Source organism: Spirillospora sp. NPDC049652 (assembly GCF_040675125.1).
Classification (GTDB): domain Bacteria; phylum Actinomycetota; class Actinomycetes; order Streptosporangiales; family Streptosporangiaceae; genus Spirillospora.
On record NZ_JBFAOF010001251.1, the window covers coordinates 1 to 1,745 of the forward strand.

2 protein-coding genes are annotated in these 1,745 nt (G+C 76.1%); both read left to right on the top strand.

Going from position 1 to position 1,745, the window contains the following annotated elements; genetic code table 11:
• Positions 1-772: NDP-hexose 2,3-dehydratase family protein (locus tag AB0J52_RS39120; protein WP_500188134.1), on the top strand; the 772-nt coding region annotated here is incomplete at its 5' end.
• 67 nt (positions 773-839) lie between these two features.
• A partial coding sequence (locus AB0J52_RS39125; protein WP_500188136.1) for a class I SAM-dependent methyltransferase occupies positions 840-1,745 on the top strand: 906 nt, incomplete at its 3' end.

The window sequence follows — 1,745 nt, forward strand, 5'->3', positions numbered from 1 at the left end:
CATGGACCTGCGGTCGGTGCAGGCCTGCCTGCCGGTCGCCGGGCCGGGCGCGGCGGCGGCGTTCGCGGCGCCGGGCGGGTTCCGCGGCGCGCTCGCCCGGTCGCTCGACGCGGCGCGCGGCGCGCACTCCGACGCCGACCTCCTGCACTGGATCACCGACCGGCGGACCCGCGCGGACGTCCGGGTCCGCCGCGTTCCGCTGGCCGGGATGGCCGGCTGGCGGCACGACGGGACCGCCGTCACCCCGGAGGACGGCCGGTCGTTCGAGGTCGTGGGCGTGACGGTCGGGACGGCCGGACGCGAGGTGGACGCGTGGTCGCAACCGGTGATCCGGCCGCTCGAAAACTCCCTGGTGGCGTTCCTGGTGGCGCGGATCGACGGCGTCCTGCACGTCCTCGCGCAGGCGCTCGCCGAACCGGGCTGCAGCGACGTGCTGGAACTCGCACCGACCGTCCAGTGCGCGCCCGGCGAGGCCGAGGCCCCGCCCGGCCCCGGAAGGCCGCCGTTTCTGGACGACGTCCTCACCGCCGAGCCGGACCGCGTCCGCTACGCGGCGACGCTCTCCGAGGAGGGCGGACGGCTCTACCACGCGCGCGGCCGCTACCTGATCGTCGAGACGGACCCCGGTGGCGTCCGCGAGCCCCCGGACTTCCGCTGGCTCACGCTGCGGCAGTTCGCGGCGCTGCTGCCGCACAGCCACTACGTCAACATGCAGGCGCGCAGCCTGCTGGCCTGCCTGTACTCCCTCGCCGGAGCCCCGCCCACCCCCTGACCCGCCCGCCCCTGCCCCTGTCCGCCCCCGCCGACGCCCGCCGCGCCTCGTTCAAGGGACCCAGACGATGACGAGATGCCGTATCTGCTTCGGGCCCGTCCGCGAGTTCCTCGACCTCGGGCGCCAGCCGAGGTCGGACGCGTTCCTGCGCCCGGACGGACTCGGCGGGGAGTTCTTCTTCCGGCTCGCCGCGGGGACGTGCGGGGACTGCGGGATGGCGCAGCTGACCGAGACCGTGCCCGCCGAGGCGATGTTCCACCGCGACTACCCGTACCGGACGTCGCAGTCGGCGCGGATGAGCGAGCACTTCGCCCGGACCGCACGCCGGCTGGCGGCCGCCGTCCGCGACCGTCCCGACCCGTTCGTGGTGGAGGTCGGCTGCAACGACGGCGGCGTCCTGCCGACGCTCGCGCGGGCGGGCGTCCGGCATCTGGGCGTCGACCCGTCCGGACGGGCGGCCGCCGAGGCGGCGGCCCGCGGCGCGCGGGTGCTGACGGCGTTCTTCGACAAGGAGTCGGCCGCCGAGGTCCGCGCCGCCGAGGGCCCGGCCGACCTGGTCTTCTCGGCCAACACCGTCAGCCACGTCGCCGACCTCGGGTCGGTCTTCGCGGGGGCCGACCTGCTGCTCGCCGCGGACGGGCGGATGGTGTTCGAGGACCCCTACCTCGGCGACGTCCTCGCCCGGACCGCGTTCGACCAGGTCATCGACGAGCACGTCTACCTGTTCACCGCCGGCTCGGTGCGGGAGGCGGCGCGGCGGTACGGCTTCGAGCTCGTCCACGTCGAGCCGCTGGACGTGCACGGCGGGCAGCTCCGCTTCACCGTGGCGCGGCCCGGCCGGCATCCGGTGAGCGACGCGGTCACGCGGACGCTGCGGCGCGAGGAGCGCGACCTGCCGGCGCTGGACGGGTTCGCCGCGCGGGTCGAGCGCGTCCGGGACGAACTGGTCGCGCAGCGACCGCAGCAGCGCGAC